At 71.4% G+C, this 21689-nt stretch carries 18 protein-coding genes; 4 read left to right on the top strand and 14 right to left on the bottom strand.

Annotated features, from left to right (window positions below; all coding sequences use genetic code 11):
- Positions 1–44 precede the first annotated feature (44 nt).
- The 11 genes from treZ to H283_RS0115690 all read right to left on the bottom strand — a co-directional run bounded on the left by treZ (position 45) and on the right by H283_RS0115690 (position 14599).
- Complete coding sequence (gene treZ / locus H283_RS0115740; RefSeq protein ID WP_020144487.1) at positions 45–1868, bottom strand: malto-oligosyltrehalose trehalohydrolase; 1824 nt, start codon at positions 1866–1868, stop codon at positions 45–47.
- On the bottom strand, positions 1865–4294 hold the full coding sequence (gene treY / locus H283_RS0115735) for a malto-oligosyltrehalose synthase (RefSeq protein ID WP_020144486.1): 2430 nt from the start codon (positions 4292–4294) through the stop codon (positions 1865–1867). Before treY ends, treZ begins: the two co-directional genes overlap by 4 nt.
- Positions 4291–6462, bottom strand: a complete 2172-nt coding sequence (gene glgX / locus H283_RS0115730; protein ID WP_020144485.1) for a glycogen debranching protein GlgX — start codon at positions 6460–6462, stop codon at positions 4291–4293. The genes treY and glgX overlap by 4 nt, the downstream gene beginning before the upstream one ends.
- A gap of 180 nt (positions 6463–6642) precedes the next feature.
- Positions 6643–7629 carry a siderophore-interacting protein gene (locus H283_RS0115725; protein ID WP_020144484.1) on the bottom strand — a complete coding sequence of 329 codons (987 nt, stop codon included), beginning with the start codon at positions 7627–7629 and terminating at the stop codon, positions 6643–6645.
- Entirely contained in the window at positions 7626–8477 is an 852-nt protein-coding gene (locus tag H283_RS0115720; protein ID WP_020144483.1) for an ABC transporter ATP-binding protein, read from the bottom strand. Before H283_RS0115720 ends, H283_RS0115725 begins: the two co-directional genes overlap by 4 nt.
- A gap of 1 nt (position 8478) precedes the next feature.
- Positions 8479–9576, bottom strand: coding sequence for an iron chelate uptake ABC transporter family permease subunit (locus H283_RS0115715; RefSeq protein WP_020144482.1), 1098 nt, complete (start codon positions 9574–9576; stop codon positions 8479–8481).
- Positions 9573–10652: an iron ABC transporter permease gene (locus tag H283_RS0115710; protein WP_020144481.1), complete on the bottom strand. Its 1080-nt coding sequence runs from the start codon at positions 10650–10652 to the stop codon at positions 9573–9575. Before H283_RS0115710 ends, H283_RS0115715 begins: the two co-directional genes overlap by 4 nt.
- Positions 10649–11710, bottom strand: coding sequence for an iron-siderophore ABC transporter substrate-binding protein (locus H283_RS0115705; protein WP_156023236.1), 1062 nt, complete (start codon positions 11708–11710; stop codon positions 10649–10651). Before H283_RS0115705 ends, H283_RS0115710 begins: the two co-directional genes overlap by 4 nt.
- 119 nt (positions 11711–11829) lie before the next feature.
- Positions 11830–12567, bottom strand: a complete 738-nt coding sequence (locus tag H283_RS0115700) for an SDR family NAD(P)-dependent oxidoreductase (protein WP_020144479.1) — start codon at positions 12565–12567, stop codon at positions 11830–11832.
- Positions 12568–12677: 110 nt separating this feature from the next.
- Complete coding sequence (locus H283_RS0115695; RefSeq protein ID WP_020144478.1) at positions 12678–13454, bottom strand: SDR family oxidoreductase; 777 nt, start codon at positions 13452–13454, stop codon at positions 12678–12680.
- A complete protein-coding gene (locus H283_RS0115690; RefSeq protein ID WP_020144477.1) occupies positions 13454–14599 on the bottom strand; it encodes an acyl-CoA dehydrogenase family protein in 1146 nt (381 codons plus the stop codon). The genes H283_RS0115695 and H283_RS0115690 overlap by 1 nt, the downstream gene beginning before the upstream one ends.
- A gap of 98 nt (positions 14600–14697) precedes the next feature.
- Here H283_RS0115690 and H283_RS0115685 point away from each other — a divergent pair, with 98 nt between their 5' ends.
- Entirely contained in the window at positions 14698–15324 is a 627-nt protein-coding gene (locus tag H283_RS0115685) for a TetR/AcrR family transcriptional regulator (protein WP_020144476.1), read from the top strand.
- Positions 15325–15335: 11 nt separating this feature from the next.
- Complete coding sequence (locus H283_RS0115680; RefSeq protein ID WP_020144475.1) at positions 15336–15878, top strand: 2'-5' RNA ligase family protein; 543 nt, start codon at positions 15336–15338, stop codon at positions 15876–15878.
- Positions 15879–15882: 4 nt separating this feature from the next.
- Here the strand turns inward: H283_RS0115680 and H283_RS25390 are convergent, their stop codons facing one another.
- Positions 15883–16602, bottom strand: coding sequence for a YitT family protein (locus H283_RS25390; RefSeq protein WP_020144474.1), 720 nt, complete (start codon positions 16600–16602; stop codon positions 15883–15885).
- A 61-nt stretch (positions 16603–16663) separates the two neighbouring features.
- On the opposite strand from H283_RS25390, the gene H283_RS0115670 reads away from it, so the two are divergent.
- Together H283_RS0115670 and H283_RS0115665 are read left to right on the top strand one after the other, a co-directional pair.
- On the top strand, positions 16664–18109 hold the full coding sequence (locus H283_RS0115670) for a PLP-dependent aminotransferase family protein (protein ID WP_020144473.1): 1446 nt from the start codon (positions 16664–16666) through the stop codon (positions 18107–18109).
- Between the two features lie 35 nt (positions 18110–18144).
- Positions 18145–19185: a magnesium transporter CorA family protein gene (locus H283_RS0115665; protein WP_020144472.1), complete on the top strand. Its 1041-nt coding sequence runs from the start codon at positions 18145–18147 to the stop codon at positions 19183–19185.
- A 63-nt stretch (positions 19186–19248) separates the two neighbouring features.
- Here the strand turns inward: H283_RS0115665 and ettA are convergent, their stop codons facing one another.
- Both ettA and H283_RS0115655 read right to left on the bottom strand, forming a co-directional pair.
- Positions 19249–20931 (bottom strand): energy-dependent translational throttle protein EttA, encoded by a 1683-nt coding sequence (ettA, locus tag H283_RS0115660; protein ID WP_020144471.1) that lies wholly within the window; start codon positions 20929–20931, stop codon positions 19249–19251.
- Positions 20932–20999: 68 nt separating this feature from the next.
- The gene (locus H283_RS0115655) at positions 21000–21602 is read right to left on the bottom strand and encodes a single-stranded DNA-binding protein (protein ID WP_020144470.1); all 603 of its coding nucleotides are present in this window, start codon (positions 21600–21602) and stop codon (positions 21000–21002) included.
- Positions 21603–21689 lie beyond the last annotated feature (87 nt).

Below are 21689 nucleotides of genomic sequence, written 5' to 3'. Positions count from 1 at the left end.
GGTGCGGGCGCGGCGACCGACGGCGCCGCTCGACCCGGGTGAGGTCAGGGAGTCGTGCGCAGGACGGCGACGTCGTGGCCGTCGAGGCTGACACCGTGCGAGTCGACGATCGGCGACCGCCCCCACGAGGCGAGCACGTGCTCGACCTCGCCGGCGAACGGAACGACGCCGGCGCGGCCTGCGAGGTTGGCCACCACGTGCACCGACCCGCGCGACATGATCATCCAGCGGGCCGTCTCGTCGAAGGTCACCGTCGTGGCACGCAGGTCACCGGAGGCGACATCCGGCTGCGTGCGCCGCACCTTGATGAGCTCCCGGTAGAAGTGGAGCATCTCGTTGTGTCCCGGCGCGTTCGGCTCGCTCCAGTCGAGCACGCTGTGCGCCCGGGTGGCGGGGTCCTGCGGGTCCGGGACGTCGGCCTCGTCCCACCCGTGGGCGGCGAACTCGCTACGCCGGCCGGAACGCACGGCGTCGGCCAGCCACTCCTCCTCGAACGAGGTGAAGAACGCAAAGGGAGTGCTCGCGCGCCACTCCTCGCCCATGAAGACCATGGCCGTGAACGGTGAGAGCAGGTAGAGGGCGGCGCCGATCGCCTGCTGCCCGGGCGAGACCTGGTCGCTGATGCGGTCGCCCGTCGCGCGGTTGCCCACCTGGTCGTGGGTCTGCAGGTAGGCGAGGAACTCGTGCCCCGACCGCGTCTCCGGGTCGACCCGTGCACCCCAGACCTCACCCCGGAAGGTGGAGACCCGACCGTCGTGCAGGAAGGCGTCGGTGAGCGTCTTGGCCAGCACCGAGATGGGCCCGCCCTCGGGCCAGGCCTCGTTGCCGCCGGCGAAGTCGGCGTAGTAACCCTGCGTCTCGCCGGTCAGCGCGACGTGGAGGGCGTGGTGGATGTCGTCGTCCCACTGGGCCGTCATGCCACGACCACCCTCGGCCGTGGGCATCACCATGACGGCGTCGTTGAGGTCGCTCTCGGCGATGAGGTCGAGTGGCCGACCGAGCTCCTTTGCGAGAGAGGCGGTCTCGTCGGAGAGCTGGGCGAGGATGTGGGGCTCCGACTCGTCGCGCAGCTCGTGCACGGCGTCGAGCCGGAGTGCGTCGACGTGGAAGTCGCGGAACCACCGGAGGGCGTTGTCGACGACCCAGCGCCGCACCTCGTGGCTGCCGGCCGCGTCGAGGTTGACGGCCGGACCCCACGGTGTCGTGTGGGTGTCGGTGAAGTACGGCCCGAACTCGGCGAGGTAGTTGCCGGTCGGACCGAGGTGGTTGTAGACGACGTCGAGGCACACGCCGAGGCCGCGCGCGTGGCACGCGTCGACGAAGCGCTGGAACGCAGCCGGGCCGCCGTAGCTCTGCTGGACGGCATACGGCGCGACCCCGTCGTAGCCCCAGCCGTGCGTGCCTCCGAAGGCGGCGACGGGCATGACCTCGACGACGTCGACCCCGAGCTCGACGAGGTGCCCGAGGTGGGCGATCGCCGCGTCGAAGGTGCCCTCCGGAGTGAACGTCCCGATGTGCAGCTCGTAGACGACGCCGCCGAGGACACCACGGCCGTCACGGGTGCCGCGCCACGCACCGTCGGCCCAGGCATGGGCCGCCGCGTCGAAGGTGCGACTCGCGCCGTGGACGCCGTGTGGCAGCCAGGCGCTGCGCGGGTCGGGTCGGGCGTCGCCGCCGTCGATGCTGAAGGCGTAGTCGAGGGTGGCGTCGTCGGAGCGCACCCACGTCCACCAGCCACCGTCGGCGGCGGTCATGGCGTGCCGCTGCGCCGCCGAGGTCGGCTCCGCACCCGAGCCGTCGACGCGCGAGACGACGACGTCGACCCGGGACGCCGACGGGGCCCAGACGGTGAGGGTGTCGGAGGTCATGACTCTTCCCGTACCCGCACGAGCAGCGCGACGGGCAGGCCCTCGTCGCCGATGAGGTCGGCCAGACGCGTGGGGCCCCCGTCGAACGTGCGTGGGGAGACGACGTCGGACCACCGGCCGTCGGGGAGGTCGAGGGCGGCGTCCCCGAAGCCGCCCGCGTCGGAGAGGCGACCCGCGAGGCGGGTCACGACGGTGACAGTCCCGAGTCCCTCAGCCGTGCCCCGCCCGAAGGCGACGACGTGCTCGGAGCCGGTCTCGACCGGGACGTAGGTCGCGTCCTCGCCCGTGAAGCACTCGGGCCACTCACGGCGCGTGCGCAGGGCAGCCGTCGTGACGAGCAGCTTCTCGTCGTCGAGGTCCGCGGGCGTCGCCCCGCCGTCGAGCCGGGCGAGCCGGTCTCGCCGGTCGGCGTAGTCGACGAGCCGCCGGTTGTCGGGGTCGACGAGCGACAGGTCGACGAGGTCGGTGCCCTGGTAGACGTCGGGCACGCCCGGCATCGTCAGCTGGACGAGCTTCTGGCCGAGCACGTTGGCTCGCGTCGCGCGCTCCGTCGAGCCGACCCAGGCCTCGACGTGCGCCACGATGGCCGGCGTCGTGACGACGCCCGAGACGAACCGCTCGACCGCCGACTCGTAGGCCTCGTTCGGCTCGGTCCAGCGCGTGTGCAGCTTCGACTCGCGGATCGCCTTGAGCGCGTAGGCCTGCAGGCGCTCCTCACTGATCGGCCACGCCCCGACGACGGTCTGCCAGAGGAAGTACTCGGTGAGCGCGTCGAGCTCCTCGGCGCGGACCGGTGCCGCCAGCTCTCGTGCCGTACGCACCCAGGTCGCCCACGCCTCGGGCCGCTCCGCGAGCACGAAGAGCCGCGCCCGCACGTCCTCGGACCGCTTCGTGTCGTGCGTCGAGAGCGTCGTCATCGACTGCGGCCACTCACCGAGCAGGTCTTCGGCGAAACGATGGAAGTCCGCCGTCGGCACCCCTACCTGCGTCGGGTCGCCGCCGACCTCGTTGAGCCCGACAAGCCGGACGTACCGGTAGTACGCCGTGTCCTCGATCGCCTTGGCCATGGCCGGGCCGCACGTCTGCTGGAAGCGCACGACGACCTCGTCGCGTGCCCCGTCGTCCTGCGAATCTCCCACGCCGAGAGCGAGGTCGACGAGTCCGTCGACGACAGCCTCTGCCAGGGCACCCGACGCACTCTCCGCACCACGCGTCGCCGCCGCCCGCAGCTCGGCAGCGTCCTCGCTCGCAGCAGCTGCTCCGGGCCGCACGTAGACGCGGTAGCGGTCCATGCCGACGAGCATCGCCTCGAGCACCTCGCGCGCGGCGGCCTCGTCGAGGTCCGGCCGCGCACGCGCGACGAGACGCATGAGCCGGTTCACCTCGGCGGCGAGCATGACCTGCACGACCCACCGCTTCGACTGCGTGACGATCGCTCCCAGGTCCTGCCGCTCCCCGAGCAGCTCGGTCGAGAGGTCGTCGAGGGGCCCGGCCCCGGCGGGATCGACGAAGAGCCCGCCGATGCGCAGCAGGGCGTCGTAACCGGTCGTGCCGGCCGTCCGCCAGGCATGTGGAAGGTGCTCGTGACCCTCGAGGATCTTCTCGACGACGACCCAGGCGTCGCCCGTCGCGTCACCGAGCCGCTCGAGGTACCCCTCGGGGTCGGCGAGTCCGTCCGGGTGGTCGATGCGCAGCCCGTCGATGGCGCCGGAGCGGATCCCGTCGACGAGGAGGGCGTGCGTAGCGTCGAACACCTCGGGCTCCTCGACGCGCACCGCGATGAGGGACGTGACGTCGAAGAAGCGGCGGTAGTTCAGCTCGGAGTCGCCGACGGTCCACGACGCGAGGCGGTAGTGCTGCGCGTCAAGCAGGTCACCGATCGGCAGCCCGGGGTCAGTGCCCGGCGCGAGCGGGAAGACGTGGTCGTAGTACGTCACGACCGGCTCGCCCTCGTGGGTCCGGACCGAGATCTCCCCTGCCGCCAGCACCTCGTCGAGCGGGGCGCCGAGCACGGGCATGAGGACGCGCCCGTCCTGGGCGTCCCAGTCGACGTCGAACCACGTGGCGTATGCCGACTGCCGGCCCTCGCGGAGCACCGACCACAGCGGGCGGTTGAGCGAGAGCGGCGTCGGCGTCGTCATGTGGTTGGGCACGACGTCGACGACGACGCCGAGCCCGGCCTCGTGGGCCGCCTCGACGAGGCGGGCGAAGCCGGCGTCACCGCCGAGCCCCTCCGCCACCGACGTGTGGTCGGTGACGTCGTAGCCGTGCTTGGAGCCGACGGTGGCCTGCAGGACCGGCGACAGGTAGACGTGCGTGATCCCCAGTGCCGCAAGGTGTCTCACCTGCGCGACCGCGTCGTCGAGGGTGAAGTCCGGCTCGAGCTGGAGCCGGTGGGTCGAGACGGGTGCGCTGGCATACCTCACGCGGTGGCCTCCTCCGTGACGCCCGGGATGATGGGCGAGACGATCTCGCGCGGGCACCTCAGCACGACGATGCTGCGCGGCTGGACCTGGATCTGCCACGTCGCGTCGAGGTGGTTGGCCTCGACCTCGTGCAGGGCGGTGTCGATGACCGGGATCCACTCGGCGCCGTACTCCTCGTCGGGCAGCGTGAAGGTCAGCGGCTCGTCGTGGGCGTTGAACATGACGAGGAACGAGTCGTCGAGGATCTGCTGCCCGCGTGGGTCCGGCTCGGGGATGGCCGAGCCGTTGAGGAAGATCATGAGCGACTTGGCGAGCCCGTTGCTCCAGGCCTCCTCGTCCATGTGCTGCGCCTCCGGAGTGAACCAGGCGATGTCACCGAGCTCGCTCTCACCGCCGTGGTCGGCGCTGCCGGCGAAGAACCGGCGACGCCGGAACACCGGGTGCTCCCGCCGCAGCTTGACGAGCGACTGGGTGAAGACGAGCAGCTTCTGGTCGTCCTCGTCGAGGACCCACTGGATCCACGAGATGTCGTTGTCCTGGCAGTAGCCGTTGTTGTTGCCGCCCTGGGTGCGGCCGAGCTCGTCACCGTGGAGCATCATCGGCACGCCCTGCGAGAAGAGCAGGGTCGTGAGGAAGTTGCGCTGCTGGCGCAGCCGCAGGTCGCGGATGACCGGGTCGGTGGTGGGCCCCTCGACGCCGCAGTTCCACGAACGGTTGTGGCTCTCCCCGTCGTTGTTGCCCTCGCCGTTGGCCTCGTTGTGCTTGTCGTTGTAGGAGACGAGGTCGCGCAGGGTGAAGCCGTCGTGGGCCGTCACGAAGTTGATCGACGCGATCGGCTTGCGGCCCGAGTGCTCGTAGAGATCGCTGGATCCGGTGAAACGAGAGGCGAACTCGCCGAGGGCGCCTCCCTCTCCGCGCCAGAAGTCGCGCACCGTGTCGCGGAACTTGCCGTTCCACTCGGTCCAGAGCGGCGGGAAGTTGCCGACCTGGTAGCCGCCCTCGCCGACGTCCCATGGCTCGGCGATGAGCTTGACCTGGCTGACGACCGGATCCTGCTGGATGAGGTCGAAGAAGGCCGACAGCTTGTCGACCTCGTGGAACTGGCGAGCCAGGGTCGCGGCGAGGTCGAAGCGGAAGCCGTCGACGTGCATCTCGGTGACCCAGTAGCGCAGCGAGTCCATGATGAGCTGCAGCACGTGCGGGCTGCGCATGAGGAGGCTGTTGCCGGTGCCCGTCGTGTCGTAGTAGTGGCTGAGGTCGTCGCTGACGAGGCGGTAGTAGCTGTTGTTGTCGAGGCCGCGGAACGCCAGCGTCGGGCCCATGTGGTTGCCCTCGGCGGTGTGGTTGTAGACGACGTCGAGGATGACCTCGATGTTCGCCGCGTGCAGCGCCTTGACCATCGCCTTGAACTCGAGCACCTGCTGGCCGCGTTGCCCACCGGCGGCGTACTCGTTGTGCGGCGCGAGGAAGCCGATGGTGTTGTAGCCCCAGTAGTTCGACAGGCCACGGTCGACGAGCGGCGCGTCCTGGACGAACTGGTGGACGGGCATGAGCTCGATGGCGGTGATGCCCAGGTCGCTCAGGTGCTTGATCATCGCGGGGTGCGAGATGCCGGCGTACGTGCCGCGGATCTCCTCGGGGATCTCCGGGTGGAGCATCGTCAGGCCCTTGACGTGGGCCTCGTAGATGATGCTCTCGTGGTACTCGTGGCGCGGCGGGCGGTCGTCGCCCCAGTCGAAGAACGGGTTGATGACGATCGAGTGCATTGTGTGGCGCACGTTGTCGTCGGTGTTGATCTTCGTCGTCGTCGCGGCCTTGGGGTCGCCGAAGGTGTACGAGTAGAGCGACTGGTCGTTCTCGGCCTGGCCCTCGATCGCCTTGGCGTACGGGTCGAGCAGGAACTTGCTCGGGTTGCACCGGTGACCGTTCGCGGGGTCGTAGGGCCCGTGCACCCGGAAGCCGTAGCGCTGCCCCGGCTGGACGTAGGGGACGTAGCCGTGCCACACGAAGCCGTCCGTCTCGGGCAGGTCGAGGCGCGTCTCGTTCAGGTCGTCGTCGAGCAGGCAGAGCTCGATCCGTTCGGCGACCTCGGAGAAGACGGCGAAGTTGACCCCCGAACCGTCGTACGTCGCTCCGAGTGGGTAGGGCTTGCCCGGCCAGATCTCCATGGACCTTCTTCCGTCGTTCGGTCGCGGCAGCGCCGCGGCGCCACGGCGTGGCGACCTGCGGACGACGGTGGCCGCACAGCGCATTCTCCCCTGCCCGGGCCCGTCGAGCGCAAGCGGCCGTATGCCGGTCGGCGCGCCGTGCCGCGACGCGCCGTCCGGGCGGGGTGGAGAAGGCGCTGCTCAGCTGGCGCGTCCCTGCTTCCAGTACCCCATGAAGGCCACCTGCGGACGGTCCATGCCGCCCTCGCCCACGAGGAGCCGTCGACAGGCCTTGACCGTGTCGGAGTCACCGGCGACCCACGCGTACGTCTCCCTGACGTCCGCCCGCACCGGCGCGCTGCTCACCGTCGTGATCTCGGCACCCGAGGAGCTGTGGACCGGGGTCTCCCACACGTCCTCGTCGAGGTCGACGCCAGGACCGAGGCCCGCCACGTCCGCGACGGCGCGCTCGTCCGGTTGCAGGCCCAGGCACGCACGCAGCAGGGCAAGGGTCTGCTCACCCCGCGGTCGGGTCCCGCGAGCGATCCAGTGACGCTCGATCCCGGGAGGGAAGCGGACGTCGAGGAAGTCCGTGGCGTCGGGCACCTCCACGACGGCCACGCCCCGGGTGCCCGCCGGCAGGGACTCGACGATCGAGGCGAGGGCGGGGAGCGCCGTCTCATCGGCGACGAGGACGAGACGCCTCGCCGTCCCCGGGTCGAACTCGATGCCTCCGAAGGCGCGTTCCTGACCGCGGCGCGGCGCGAGCAGGCCGATCTCGTCGCCGACGGCGGCGCCCGCCGCCCACGTTCCGGCGGGACCGGCAGCTGCGCCGGCTGCATCGCGCGGGCCGTGACCGTGCAGGACGAAGTCGACGACGAGATGGCGGTCGTCCCCCTCCCCCTCGACGGCACGGGCCGTGTAGGTGCGCAGGTGCCCACGGTCGGCCTCGGGCAGCGCGAGCCACGCGGCATACCACCCCTCGGGGTGCAGGAGCGCGCTCGGAGCAGGGCGCCCCGGTGCCGGGATGAGGAGCTTGATGCGCTGGTCGAGCGTCGGCCCCTCGGGGCCGACGTGCTCGAAACCACTGCCACCGAACCTGATTCGGACGAACGACGGACTGAGACGCTCGACCCGGCGGACGACCGCCGTGAGGAGCAGGACGGGGCTGACGGTGGTCGTGGTCACGGGGCGGGTCCGCTCTGGTGGTGGGTGGAGGTGGGCACGACGAGCGGCGAACCGGTGACGGGGTCGGCGATGACGCGGCTGCCGAGGCCGAAGACCTGCGCCACGAACTCCTCGTCGACGAGATCCGCCGGCGCGCCGCTGCCGACGAGACGGCCGTCGCGCAGGGCGACGACGTGGTCGGCGTAGCGGGCCGCGAGGTTGAGGTCGTGCAGGACCATGACGACGGTCGTCCCCCGGCTGCGGTTGAGGCCGCGCAGCAGGTCGAGGACGTCGACCTGGTGTGCGAGGTCGAGGTAGGTCGTGGGCTCGTCGAGGAGCACGACGTCGGTCTCCTGGGCGAGGGTCAGGGCGATCCACACGCGCTGCCGCTGGCCGCCGGACAGCTCGTCGACCGGTCGCTCGGCCAGTTCGAGGGTCCCGGTCGCACGCATGGCCCGGGCGACGGCCTCGTCGTCGGCCCCCGACCACCGGCGGACGAGGGTGTGGTGCGGGTGTCGACCGCGACCGACGAGGTCGACGACGCTGATGCCCTCGGGCACCGGCGGGCTCTGCGGGAGGAGCGCGACGCGGCGGGCGAACTCCCTGGGCCGCAGCGACCAGACGTCGTCTCGGGCGCCGTCGGAGGCGAGGTGGACGCTGCCCTCGGTGGGGCGCAACAGACGTGACAGCCCGCGCAGGAGGGTCGACTTGCCGCAGCCGTTGGGCCCGACGACGACGGTGATCCTGCCGGCCGGCACGTCGAGGTCGAGGTGGTCCACGACCCGCCGACCGTCGTAGGAGAGCGTCAGGCCCCGTGCGCGCACGGCGACGCCGTCCGCGGTGGAGCGCGCCAGGGTCGAGGAGGTCATGTCAGGCCTTTCCGGCTCGGCCCGCGGTGACGACGACCGCGAGCATGAGGGGTGCCCCGAGGGCGCCCGTGACGACCCCGACGGGGAGGTTGACGTCGGGGATGAGGTAGTCGCCGGCGAAGTCCGACAGCACGACGACGACCGCTCCGACGAGGGCGGCCGCCCACAGGGAGGGCCGGCCACCGCAGAGCCGACGCGCGGTCGGCCCCGCCAGGAAGGCGACGAACGCGATGGGGCCGGTCGCACTCGTCGCGACGGCGGCGAGGGCCACGGCGACGACGAGACCGAGACGAGCTCGACCCGCGGGCGCCCCGAGCGTCGTCGACAGGTCGTCGCCGAGCTCGGCGAGCCGCATCCACCGCGCACACGCCGCGAGCAGCGGCGCGAGCACGACGGTCGCGACCGAGAGCAGCCCGATGACCGGCCACGTCGCGCGCGCGAGGCTCCCGGTGAGCCAGACGAGGGCAGCCTGCGCGTCCTGGATCGAGGTGCGCGTCATGACGAGCTGGATGACGCTGGACAGCAGGGCGGCGACGCCGATGCCGACGAGCACCATGCGCTGGCCGGCGAACGTGGCCCCCCGGCCCACGGCATACATGATCAGGCAGACGGCCACGGCGCCGACCAGGGCAGCAGCCGGAAGCCAGAGGCCCTGCGCGTCGAGGAACGTCAGGGCGATGACCGCTGCGGCGGACGCGCCGAGGCTGATGCCGATGATGTCGGGGCTCGCCAGCGGGTTGCGCAAGGTGGTCTGGAACATCGCCCCGGAGGCCCCGAACGCCAGACCCGCGAGGAGCCCCAGCAGGGCACGCGGCAGCTTGGCCTCCATGACGATGAAGGAGGCGCCCGGGACGTCGGGCAGCGTCTCGCCCCGGAGGATCGGCAGCAGGTCGGTGAGCGCGACGACGTAGTCGCCGAGGAGCACGCGGACGAGGACTGCGGCGAGCGCAACCACGGCGAGAGTCGCGACGACCAGCCGCACGCGACGCGCGGGACGCCGGCGGGCCCGGACGACGTGCGCGACGTCGACCGAGTCCACGGCCGTCACGTCACGGGCACCGGCGCGAGCCCCGGCGTGGGTGAGCAGGTCGGCGGTCACAGGCTCGCCATCCGTCCGCGGCGCACGAGCACGACGAAGACGGGCACGCCGATGACGGCGGTCATGATGCCGGCCTGCACCTCGCTCGGCTGCGCCACGAGCCGTCCGACGGTGTCTGCGGCGAGCAGCAGGGTCGGGCCCGCGACGAGGCAGACCGGGATGATCCTCCGGTGGTCGGGGCCGACGACGAAGCGGGCGACATGGGGCACGACGAGGCCGAGGAAACCGATCGGCCCCGCGAGGGCGGTCGCGGCGCCACACAGGACGGCGACGCCGACGGCGACGGTGGCGCGGGCGAGGAGGACGTTCTCGCCGAGGCCGCGGGCGAGGTCGTCACCCAGCGCGAGGGCGTTGAGCCGACGGACGGCGAGGAGGACGACGACGAGCCCGACGCCGAAGAAGGGCAGCACGGTGACGACGAGGTCGAACCCCCGTCCCCCGATGGTGCCCACCTGCCAGAAGCGGAAGGAGTCGAAGGACTGCTTGCTCGAGACGAGCAGCCCGGACGACCAGCTCGCGAGGCCGGCCGTGACGGCGGCCCCGGCGAGGGTGAGTCGCAGGGGTGTGACGCCGCCGCCGGCGAGCCCGGCGAGCGCGTGGACGAGGACTGCCGCCAGGCCCGCACCAGCCATGGCCCACCAGACGTAGCCGCTGAGCGAGCCGACGCCGAAGACGGCGATCGCCACGACGACGGCGAGTCCGGCGCCGGCATTGACGCCGAGCAGGCCCGGGTCCGCGAGAGGGTTGCGGGTGAGTCCCTGCATCGCGGCGCCCGCGACGGCGAGGGCCGCACCGACGAGGACACCCACGAGCGTCCGGGCGACCCGGGCATCGACGATGCCTCGATCGGCCACGCCGTCTCCGTGTCCCGTGAGGACCTGCAGGACGTCACCGAGAGGAATCGCCTTGGAGCCCAGCACGATCGACGTGACGACGGCCACGACGAGCAGGGCGGCCAGCGCGACCAGGAGGGCGGCGAGCCCTGGCGTGCGGCGGGGCGCACCCGAGGATCCCCTGCCGCCGCCCCCGGGCGACGTCACCGGGCCCTCCCGTTCGAGCGTCGGGGAGGTGCTCATCGGGCGGCGTCGGCCTTGTCCGCCGCGGCCGCGACGAGCGGCACGAACAGCTCGGTCATGTACGGGATGGACAGCGGCGTCGGCGAGCTCATCGTCAGGCCCACCTTCTGGTCCTTCGTCGCGACGAGCGCACCGGCCCTGATCGCGGGCACCTGGCCGACGAGCGGGTCCTTCGTCATGACCTCGACCTCCGAGTCCTCGGTGATGTAGGTGAGGAAGACGTCGGCCTCGAGGGTCGCGGCCCGCTCGGCGCTGACCGTGAGGTAGAACTCCTTGGAGCCCCTGGCCCGTTCCTCGACGAACGGCGCGTTCTTCATGCCGAGCGCGGTCAGCATCTGCGGGCGGAGGTCGCTCGGGGTGTAGAAGCCGATCTGCGAGAGGTCGGTCGGGGCGACGTAGCCGTAGATGAAGGTCTTGCCCGCGAGCTGCGGGTACCTCGCCCTGGCCGCCTCGAGTGCCCCGACGGTCTTCGCCTCGACGGCAGCCGCCTGCTTCGAGCGCCCGAGTGCCTTCCCGGTCGTCTCGAGCGAGTCCTGCCACGGCGTGCCGTAGGCGACCTCCGGATAGGCGACGACGGGTGCGAGCTTGCTCAGCGTGTCGTACTCGTCCTTCGTGATGCCGGAGTTCGTCGCGAGGATGAGGTCGGGCTGCAGCCGGGCGATCTCCTCGACGGGGTTGCCGTCGGTGTCGTCGAAACGTGTCGGCGCGGTGCCGCCGAAGGTGGCCAGCTGCGCGTCGAACCAGTCCGTCGAGAGGTTCGCGTTGCCGCCCCACGTGACCTTGGGGGCGCCGACGGGGGCAACGCCGAGCGCTGCCACGTGGTCGGCGTCGGACCAGCCGAGGGTCACCACCCGCTGCGGCTCCTTCGTGATGGTGGCCGTGCCGAAGGCGTCCTTCAGGGTGACGGGGTATGCCGTCGGGTCGGCTCCCGTGGCGCCGGCTCCTGCCGCTGCAGTTCCGGCAGGAGAGGCGGAGTCGCCGCTGGGACCGGTGGTGCAGCCGGCGAGGACGAGGGCCGCGGCGACGGCGGCGAGGAGGGCGGTGCGAAGGCGCGACACGGTGACGGTCTCTCTGTCGGGGACGGGTCCCACGCCACCTCTGTCGGACACTCCCCCGAGACGGCATTAGGTGAGGCTTACCTTAGTAAGCCTCACCTAATTCATGTCAAACCGATGCCCTACCAGGGCAGGGGACGGCCGTCGCGGTAGGAACCGCCGGAGGGGCCGCCGTCGGGCAGGGTGGCCGCGAAGACCACCGAGGCCGCCCCTTCGGAGACGGGACGGGCCCCCATCTCCTCGGCTCCGGGCCACGTCGCCGTGAGTCCTGGGCAGACGGCGTTGACGAGGATGCCCGTGCCGTCGAGCTCGGCAGCCAGGGTCGAGGTCAGCGCTCCCAGCGCGGCCTTGCTCACGCCATAGCTGGCCGCCCGGCCACTCCGTCGCGCGAGCCCGAACGCCTCGTCGCCGTGGGAGCCTGCGCCGCTCGAGACGTTGACCACCCGGGCGTGCGCGCTCTCGCGCAGCAGCGGGAGCAGGGCCTGGGTGACCCGCCAGGCACCGAAGAGGTTGGTCTCCATCACCGAACGCGCGAGCTCCAGGTCGGCGTCGGACCCGAGCTCGTCCCAGTCGACGAAGGCCGCCGCGTTGTTGACGAGGACGTCGAGCCTGCCTGCGACGCGTCGCACGGCATCGGGGAGCAGCGCGACCGATGCGGCATCCGCGACGTCCAGGTCGAGACCCAGAGCCCGGACGTCTGCGCCCGGGTCGGCGGCGACGACCCCCGCCGCAGCCGACATCGCGTCGGCGTCGGACCGCCCCGTCGCGATGACCGTGAAGCCGCCCCGACCGAGCTGTGCCACGACCTCCCGCCCGATGCCGCGCGTCGCACCCGTCACCAGCGCCACCTGCCGGTCCATGAGCTCTCCTCTGCCCACAGGGATTCGGGACCACGCTGACATGACGAACGGCCGGCGGGAAGGGTCTTGTCCACCCTTCCCGCCGGCCGTCACGGCGTCTGCCCCCGTGGCTAGAGTGCGCCGCCCAAGGTGACGCCACCGTCGATCGTCAGCGTCTGACCGGTGACCCACGACGCGTCGCTGCTCAGCAGGAAGCTGACGGCGCCCGCGACGTCCTCCGGGAGACCGAGACGCTTCATCGGGTAGGCGCGCACGACCTTGTCCTCGCGCCCCTCGTAGAGCGCCTCGGCGAACTTCGTCTTGACGACGGCCGGCGCGACGGCGTTGACCCGCACGTCGGGACCTAGCTCGTAGCCGAGCTCGGTGGTCAGGTGGATGAGCGCCGCCTTGGACACGCCGTACCAGCCGATGACGCCGCTCGCACCCTGACCGGCGACGGAGGCGAGGTTGACGACCGACCCGGGATGGGTTTCGTCGCCGAGCCCCGCCGCGACCGCCTTCTTGATCCACGAGAACGCCGCGACGACGTTGACGTCGAGCACCTTGCGCGCGATGTCGAGCCCGGAGTCGAGCATCGGGCCGTACGCGGGGTTGATGCCGGTGTTGTTGACGAGCAGGTGGAGCCCGCCGAACGTCTCGCGCGCCGCCGCGATGACGTCGTCCTGGTGGGACTCGTCGGCCGCGTTGCCCGCGATGCCGAGGGCATGAGCCGGTCCGCCCAGCTGCTCCACGGCCTCGGCGAGCGCCTCGGGCTTGCGTGCCGTGATGACCACCTTGGCACCCTCGGCGACCAGGCGTTCGGCGATGCCGAGGCCGATCCCCCGGCTGGCCCCGGTGATGATCGCGACGGCGCCCTCGTGACGCCTGCCGCCCACGTCGGGCGCCATCAGAAGCCGAGGTCCCGGCCGATGAGCTCCTTCATGATCTCGTTGGAGCCGGCCCAGATCTTCGTGACGCGGGCATCGCGCCAGGCGCGGGCCACGCGGTACTCGTTCATGAAGCCGTAGCCACCGTGCAGCTGGACGCAGTGGTCGAGCACGTCGTTCTGCACCTCCGAGCTCCACCACTTCGCCTTGGCGGCGTCGACGGCCGAGAGCTTGCCCTCGGCGTGGGCCGCGATGCAGTCGTCGACGTAGGCCTCGGCGACCTCGATCTTCGTCACGAGCTCGGCCATGAGGAACTTGTTGTGCTGGAAGGCGCCGATCGGCTGGCCGAAGGCCTTGCGGTCCTTGGCGTACTGGATCGTCTCCTCGAGGATCGCCTTGGCGTGGGCGACGTTGGAGACGGCGGCGCCGACGCGCTCCTGCGGGAGGCGCTGCATCATCGAGATGAAGCCCATGCCCTCGGGGCCGAGGCGGTTCTCGTCGGGGACGCGGACGTTCTCGAAGAACAGCTCGGCCGTGTCCGACTCGTCCATGCCGACCTTGTCGAGCTTGCGGCCGTTCTCGAAGCCCTCCATGCCGCGTTCGACCATGAGGAGCGTGATGCCCTTGGCGCCCTTGGACGGGTCGGTGCGCGCCGCCACGATGACGAGGTCGGCCTGGTAGCCGTTGGTGATGAACGTCTTGGAGCCGTTGAGGATCCACGAGTCACCGTCCCGGACGGCGGTCGTCTTGAGCGCGGCGAGGTCGGAGCCGCCGGAGGGCTCGGTCATGGCGATGGCGCAGATGAGCTCACCGCTCGCCATGCCGGGCAGCCAGCGCTGCTTCTGCTCCTCGGTGCCGAGGTCGACGATGTAGGGCGGGCACACGTCGGAGTGGATGCCGAAGCACGAGCTCGTCGCGGCGTTGAAGCGCGACATCTCCTCGGCCACCACGGCGTTGAAGCGGTAGTCGTCGACGCCGGCGCCGCCGAACTCCTCGGGGATGTCGAGGCCGAAGAAGCCCTGCTTGCCGGCCTCGAGCCAGATGTCGCGCGGGATCGACTTGCCCTCGATCATCTCCTCGGCGCGCGGCGCGAGCGTGCGGGCGACGAACTCGCGCGCGGAGGCGCGCATCGCCTCGTGGTCCTCGTCGTAGATGTTGCGGGGCATAACGTCCTCCATCGGGCGTGCTCACGGGTGCGACGCGCCGGTACCCGTCGGTAACTAAGCGCTTGCTTAGTTTCCCTCCCCTGCGGCATGCTGTCAACGTGCCGCAGCCCACCACGACCCCGCCGTCCGTCGGCGCCCGGACGGCCGACCCCGACGCCTCGACCGTCGAGCGGCTGCTGCAGGCCGCGGCGCACGCGTTCGCCGACAAGGGCTTCCACGCCACGACCACGCGCGACATCGCCTCCGGGGCCGGGCTCTCGCCTGCCGGGGTCTACGTCCACTTCGGCTCCAAGGAGGAGCTGCTCTTCGCCCTGAGCCGCAGCGGCCACGAGTCCGCGCTGCGGCTCATGCGCTCGGCCATCGCCGAGGGCTCGACGCCTTCAGAGCAGCTCGTCACCGTCATGGCGCGCTTCACGGAGTGGCACGTCGAGCAGTACCAGGTGGCTCGTGTCGTGCAGTACGAGCACCACCACCTGACCCCCGAGCACCACGCCGAGGTCCTCAAGCTGCGCAAGGAGATGGACTCGCTGGTGCGCGACGTCCTCGACCGCGGTGTCGCCGACGGCACGTTCTCCGTCGACGACAGCGCCGACACGGCCCTGGCCCTGCTCTCGATCGTCGTCGACGTGGCCCGCTGGTACTCCCCGACGATCCGACGCAGTCCCGCCGAGATCGGCGGGACGAACGCCGCCCTCGCGCTGCGGCTCGTGGGCGCCGGCCACTGAGTGTCGCCACCGTGACCTCGGCCGCCACCGGCCACTCGGTGCTCCACGTGCCCGTGCCCGCGCTCGAGCCGTTCGTCCTCTCCCGCACGGCGCACTACGACACCGACTACGTCTCGGCAGACCCGGACTTCGTCCACGCGCACGTCACGGCGCTCGCGCCGTTCCTCGACCTCGGCGCCCTGACCCGGACCGCCCTCGACGTCGTCGCCGAGATCGCAGCGACGACAAAGCCGTTCGCGTTCACGCTCGAGACCGTCGACACCTTCCCCAACGGGATCGTCCACCTGCTGCCCGAGCCGTCGGCGCCCTTCGCCACCCTCACCTCACGGCTGTGGGACGCCTTCCCCCAGTGCCCGCCGTATGCCGGTCGCTTCGGTGACGTGGTGCCGCACCTGACGCTCGACGCCCTCTCCGACGTGGTCACCGAGGAGTCGACCCGCCGACTGGCCGGCCCCCGTCTCCCGGCTCGCTGTCGGGCCGAACGGCTCGACCTCGCGTGGTACGAGCCGGGTGCCTGCAGGCTGCTCCGGTCCTGGCGCCTCACCGGCACCTGAGCCGTCAGCTCGTCGTCGACCCCAGCGCCGACGTCGGCGTCACCGGGACGGCGCCCTCCTCGGGCGTGACCTCAGGCGCTCCCGCGTGGCCGAGGTCGATGGTCAGGCGGGGCAGGAAGAACTGGACCAGGGGGCCGATCGTCACGGCATACAGCACGGTGCCGAGACCGACGGGTCCGCCGAGCAGCCAGCCGGCCGCGAGCACGACGACCTCGATCGTGGTGCGGACGAGGCGGATCGACACCCCGGTGCGCCGCGCGAAGCCCGTCATGAGCCCGTCGCGGGGGCCGGGACCGAGCTGGCTGCCGATGTAGAGGCCGCCGGCGACACCGTTGAGCACGATGCCGGAGGTGAGCAGCAGCACCCGCGCCCACATCGCCTCGGGCGGCTCGATGAGGGCGAGGCCGGCGTCCGCGGCGAGGCCGATGACGACGACGTTGGCCACCGTCCCGAGCCCGGGCCACTGCCGCAGCGGCACCCAGAGCAGCAGGACGAGCGCACCGACGATGATCGTCACCTGCCCGAAGGTCAGCGGCACGTGCGTCGCGATCCCGGCGTGGAAGACGTCCCACGGGTCGAGGCCGAGCGTCGAGCGGATCATCATCGCCATGGAGACGCCGTAGAGCACGAGCCCCACGAGGAGCTGGACGACGCGGCGCGGGAGGCGCCCGGCGCGCAGCTGCTGGCGCGGGGTGAGGTTCGCGAGGGGGACGTGACGTCTCATACCGTCCATGATGCCGACCAGTGGACTGCCTTTTAAGGGCCAGTCGTGCGACAGTGGACCGGTGCGCACCATCTCGGCTCGGTCACTGGCCCTGCTTCTCGGGTCCGGTCCCCTCCCCCGGCCGGCCTATCGCGGCCTCGCCGACGGCATCCGCCGACTCGTCTCCGACGGCCGGCTGCTCGTCGGGACCCGACTGCCCAGCGAGCGCACGCTGACCACCGAGCTGGGCCTGAGCCGCACGACCGTCGGCGCTGCCCTCGACGCCCTGCGCGACGAGGGCTTCGTCGCGACGCGGCGTGGGTCCGGGAGCGTCGTCTGCCTGCCCGCCGGCCCCTCGGGCCTCGCGCTGTCGCAGGCCGGCCTCATCCCCACCGACGTCCCCCCGGACGTCATCGACCTCACGTATGCCGCCCTGCCGGCCGCGGCCGGTGTCACCGCGGCGTACGAGCGGTCCCTCCTGGAGCTCCCGCGGTTCCTCGCGACGGCGGGCTACGACCCACGCGGGCTCGCCGAGACCCGCGCCGCCGTGGCCGCCTGGTTCGAGGACCGGGGGCTGCCCACCTCACCGGACCAGGTCGTCATCACCTCGGGCGCCCACGGCGGCCTGTCGGCCGTGCTGCGCTCACAGCTCGAGATCGGGGACCGGATCCTCGTCGAGAGCCCCACCTACCCGAACGCCCTGGTGGGAGTGAGGCGTTCGGCGTACCGAGCGGTGCCGGCCCAGCTGACGGCGACCGGGTGGGACGTCGAGGCGATCGAGGTCGGGCTGCGCCAGAGCGGCGCGCGGGCGGCCTACCTCATCCCCGACCACCAGAACCCGACCGGGCTCGTCATGGATGCGCCGACGCGACAGGCGCTGGCCGGCGTGCTGGCCCGGGCGAACACCGTCCCGGTCGTCGACGAGACGTTCGTCGAGCTCGGCCTCGAGGACGAGACGACCACGAGTCGACCGTCTCCCTTCGCAGCCTCCTCCCCCGCCGCCCACACCCTCGGCAGCGCCGGCAAGACGTGGTGGGGCGGCCTGCGCGTCGGCTGGGTGCGAGCACCCCGCGGCGGTGCCGAGGCCGTCATCGAGGCTCGCCACAGCCTCGACCTCGGGACGGCGGTCCTCGAGCAGCTCGTCGTCACCGACCTGCTGCGGCAGGGTGAGTCCCTGCTGACCGAGCGCCGCCGCGAGGCGCGCTCCCGGCGCGACGCCCTCGTCACGGCCCTGCGACAGCACGTCCCCGACTGGCGCCTCACCGTGCCCTCGGGCGGCCTCAACCTCTGGTGCGAGCTGCCCGAGGCCCGGGGCGACGAGCTCGCTCGGGTCGCCGAGTCCGCCGGTGTCCGGCTGGCCCGTGGTGGACAGTTCGGGGTCGAGGGCGGTTTCACCCGCTGGGTCCGCGTGCCCTTCTGCGTCGCACCCGACGAGGCCGACGAGGTCGGTCGACGGCTCGCCACCGCCTGGCAGCTCGCGCTCGGCGAGCGCCCCACGACCCGCGACGTCACTCCCCTCATCGCCTGACCGTTCCAGAGCCTCGCGGCTGAGAGACTGGCCGCGTGAGCAACGACGGAACCGGGCGCATCACCTCCTGCCGGTGGGAGCACGGCAAGGTCGTCGACGAGGGCTTCCCGCTCGAGGACGTGTCCGAGCTACTCGCTCGCGAGGACTCGCTCATCTGGGTCGACCTGTGCGAGCCGGACCACGCCGGGCTGCGCGCGCTGTCCGCGGAGCTCGGGCTCGACCCGCACGCCGTCGAGGACGCCGTCTCCGCCGGCGAGCGTCCGAAGGCGACCCGGCACGCCAAGCACACCTTCCTCACCGTCTACGCCACCCGTCTCGAGCACCGCGGCACCTCGACGGGCGCCGACGACCGTGAGCCGCTCGGGCCGGAGTCCCGCCTGCGCACCGCGCGGATCTCGGCGTTCGTGCTCCCCGGCGGCATCATCACCGTCCGCGGCAGCGACGAGGTCGACATGCAGCAGGTGCTCGACCGGTGGAACGACGACCCCGAGCTGCTCGCGCTCGGTGTCGGGGCACTCGTGCACGGACTGCTCGACACCGTCGTCGACGGGCACTTCGAGGCGATCCAGCAGCTCGACGACGCGATCGAGGACCTCGAGGACCTCCTCTTCGACGAGAGCGGACGCACGCACGCCGTCCAGGTGCGCACCTACCGGCTGCGCAAGGAGCTCGTCGAGCTGCGACGTGTCGTGCTGCCGATGCGCGACGTCGTCAACGCGGTGCTCCGGCACCGCGGTGAGCTCGACCAGAGGCACACCGAGCTCGACGGCTTCTACGACGACCTCTACGACCACGTCCTCCGGGCCGCCGAGTGGACCGAGTCGCTGCGCGACATGGTGACGACGATCTTCGAGACCAACCTGTCGCTGCAGGACGCCCGGCTCAACACCGTGATGAAGAAGCTCACCGGCTGGGCCGCGATCATCGCCGTCCCGACCGCCGTGACGGGATGGTTCGGCCAGAACGTGCCCTACCCCGGATTCGGACGACCCTGGGGGGTCCTGCTCAGCGCGGCCGTCATTGCCGGAGTGGCCGTGACGCTCTACGGCGTCTTCCGGCGCAAGGGCTGGATCTGACGCGAGAGGGCCGGGATGCGTGCATCCCGGCCCTCTCGTCGTCGGCGTCGCCGTCGCTCGCGGTCAGTCGCGCGTCAGCTTGCGGTAGGTGACGCGGTGCGGACGGGCGGCCTCCGGACCGAGACGCTCGACCTTGTTGGCCTCGTAGGACTCGAAGTTGCCCTCGAACCAGTACCAGCTGGCGGGGTTCTCCTCGGTGCCCTCGTAGGCGAGGATGTGCGTCGCGACGCGGTCGAGGAACCACCGGTCGTGGGTGATGACGACAGCGCAGCCGGAGAACTCGAGCAGCGCGTTCTCGAGGGAGCCGAGGGTCTCCACGTCGAGGTCGTTGGTCGGCTCGTCGAGGAGCAGCAGGTTGCCGCCCTGCTTGAGCGTGAGCGCGAGGTTGAGGCGGTTGCGCTCACCACCGGAGAGGACGCCCGAGAGCTTCTGCTGGTCGGGACCCTTGAAGCCGAACTGCGACACGTAGGCCCGCGAGGGGATCTCGACGTTGCCGACCTTCATGTGGTCGAGTCCGTCGGACACGATCTCCCAGAGGTTCTTCTTGGGGTCGAGACCCTCGCGGCCCTGGTCGACGTAGGAGATCTTGACGGTCTCGCCGATCTTGACCTCGCCACCGTCCGGCTCCTCGAAGCCGACGATCGTCTTGAAGAGGGTCGACTTGCCGACGCCGTTGGGGCCGATGACCCCGACGATGCCGTTGCGCGGGAGGGAGAAGGAGAGGTTGTCGATGAGGACGCGCTCGCCGAAGCCCTTCTTGAGGTTCTTGACCTCGATGACCGTCGAGCCGAGGCGCGGGCCCGGCGGGATCTGGAGCTCCTCGAAGTCGAGCTTGCGGGTGCGCTCGGCCTCGGCCGCCATCTCCTCGTAACGGGCCAGACGTGCCTTGCTCTTGACCTGACGACCCTTGGCGTTGCTCCGGACCCACTCGAGCTCGGTCTTGAGCCGCTTGGCCAGCTTGGCGTCCTTCTTGCCCTGGATCGTCAGTCGCTCGGACTTCTTCTCGAGGTAGGTCGAGTAGTTGCCCTCGTAGGGGTAGAGGCGACCACGGTCGACCTCGGCGATCCACTGCGCGACGTTGTCGAGGAAGTACCGGTCGTGGGTGACCGCGATGACGGCGCCGGGGTAGCCCTCGAGGTGCTGCTCGAGCCAGAGGACCGACTCGGCGTCGAGGTGGTTGGTGGGCTCGTCGAGCAGCAGCAGATCCGGCTTCTGCAGGAGCAGCTTGCACAGGGCGACGCGGCGGCGCTCACCTCCGGAGAGGTTCGTGACGGGCGAGTCCGGCGGCGGGCAGCGCAGGGCGTCCATCGCCTGCTCGAGCTGGCTGTCGAGGTCCCACGCGTCGGCGTGGTCGATGTCCTCCTGCAGCTTGCCCATCTCCGTGAGCAGCGCGTCGTAGTCGGCGTCGGGGTCGGCCATCTCGGCCGAGATCTCGTTGTAGCGGTCGAGCTTCGCCTTGATCTCGCCGGCGCCCTCCTCGACGTTGCCGAGGACCGTCTTGTCCTCGTTGAGGGGCGGCTCCTGCAGCAGGATGCCGACGGTCGCCCCGGGGGCCAGACGCGCCTCGCCGTTGCTCGGCTGGTCGAGTCCGGCCATGATCTTGAGGATCGTCGACTTGCCGGCGCCGTTGGGGCCGACCATGCCGATCTTCGCGCCGGGGTAGAAGGACATCGAGACGTCATCGAGGATGACTTTCTCGTTGTGTGCCTTGCGCGCACGGGTCATGGTGTAGATGTACTCGGCCATGCGCAGAAGGCTATCTGTCAGCGAGCGCGGCACCGAATCGGTGTCCGCGCTCGCGGACCTCGTCGACGTCAGGCCGTGAGCCGCTCGACGACCTCGTAGTCGTCGGTCTCGGGGTCACCGGTGGCGAGCACCCCGCCGGCGTCGTCGCGCGCCGCGTCCGCCGCGTCCGGGTCGTAGTCGTCGTCGACGACCCCGTCGGCGTCGACGTGGGCGGGGCGCTGGTCGGCGACCGCCGACTCGCCCTCGGCCAGGGCACGCACGGACGCCTGCACGTCGGGGTCGGCCGTGCGGTCCTGGCCGAGCGCGGCCGCGCGGCTGACCCGCTCGAAGCTCGCGCGTCCCCACGACAGGTCGTGACCGACGTGGTCGGCGTCGATCTCGGGCGACGTGCGCGGCTGGCCGTCGTTGCCGACGTACTGCTTGATCGACAGGTTGCCCTCGACGATGACCGGCTGGCCCTTGCGCAGCGCCGAGGCGGCGTTGGCCGCGAGCGCGTTGAACGCGATGACGCTGTAGAAGCTCGTGTCGCCGTCGACGAAGCGACCGTCGGCAGTGCGGCGGTAGGGCGTCGTGGCGACGCGGAAGGTCGTGAAGATGCTGCCGTTGCGGCCGTGTCGCTCGACGGGCTCGGTCACGACGTTGCCGTGCACGGTGATGCGGGTCTCGTTCATCGCTGCTCCTCGGAGGGTTCCAGGGGCGGCCTCGCGCCGCCTGCACCCACCCTCGGACGCGACGGGTCCGGACGACAGGGGGCGTCG

Origin of the sequence: Terracoccus sp. 273MFTsu3.1, from assembly GCF_000383675.1 — a bacterium.
In the GTDB taxonomy this organism is placed as follows: Bacteria; Actinomycetota; Actinomycetes; order Actinomycetales; family Dermatophilaceae; genus Terrabacter.
Note: the sequence above shows the minus strand (reverse complement) of the source record. Positions and strands in the feature narration are given on the sequence as shown.